Origin of the sequence: Methylobacterium sp. J-026 (assembly GCF_022829585.1) — a bacterium.
Taxonomy (GTDB): Bacteria; Pseudomonadota; Alphaproteobacteria; order Rhizobiales; family Beijerinckiaceae; genus Methylobacterium.
In genome coordinates this window covers 1-875 of sequence record NZ_JAKSYC010000215.1, presented here as the reverse complement: position 1 = coordinate 875, position 875 = coordinate 1, and the positions used below count along the sequence as shown (strand labels likewise).

The window sequence follows — 875 nt, the reverse complement described above, 5'->3', positions numbered from 1 at the left end:
CACAACCTCCTCATGATAGGCACGATCCGTGTATATTGGCGGACGATTAACCGAGTGAATTCAAGCTCAGCTACGATCGTGACCTACCTTCGGTCGCCAACATGTCCAATAAGAACCGGAAGCTGCTTCCGTTGATGATGGCCGGCTCCGAGGACTCCCTGGCCTCGGCTCGCGGCACCATCGCCCGCCCGCCGCATGCCGATGACATCGTCTCGCCCAAGAGCCACCGTGTCGCCCTGGTGGAGGTCGACCTTCCCGTCGGTGCGACCAGCACGGTGGTCAACGACGACGATAACTTCGTCCACCAGGCCTACGTCGAAGCCGAGACGTTCGCCTTCGACAGCGGTGATATCGAGCCCGGCGCCAAAGCCGTGATCACCTTCCCGACGGAGGGTGATTTCACCGTCTTGTGCGGCGTTCACCCGAAGATGAAGCTCGCCGTCCACGTTCGGTAGGAGCGTCCTCTGATCGCCGCCGACCGGTCGCGTCTCAGATAACCGGCAGTCGACCGAAGCCTCCGTACAGGGCCTCGTGGCCGACGTAGTACAGTGCCAGGAAGGTCGCGAGCGCGCCGCCAAAGTATGCCGGCGCCCAAGCGGCGTCGCGCACCCGCACTGCGGTTCGCATATCATCAGCCGCGATCCCGAGCAGCACCACGATGATGCCCGAGTGGCCGATCGCGTCGACCTTGCCGAACTCGAACACCGCCGAGACGAAGATTGCCGCCAGGATGATCGCCGACATCCGACGCACCAGGGGCGTCCAGATCAGCGCGAAGGCCAGGGTGAACTCGATGACGCCGGCGGCCTGCATGAACAGCTCGGGGGTCGCGCCCATGGTCATCTGCGGCTTGGCGGCCAGCAGCGGATCGGTCC

1 protein-coding gene and 1 pseudogene are annotated in these 875 nt (G+C 64.0%); one reads left to right on the top strand and one right to left on the bottom strand.

Annotated elements, in window-relative coordinates; genetic code table 11:
* Positions 1-101 precede the first annotated feature (101 nt).
* Positions 102-455: a methylamine utilization protein gene (locus MKK69_RS19370; RefSeq protein WP_243970527.1), complete on the top strand. Its 354-nt coding sequence runs from the start codon at positions 102-104 to the stop codon at positions 453-455.
* Between the two features lie 34 nt (positions 456-489).
* Here MKK69_RS19370 and MKK69_RS19365 read toward each other — a convergent pair.
* A pseudogene (locus MKK69_RS19365) lies at positions 490-875 on the bottom strand (hypothetical protein); the annotation flags it as partial.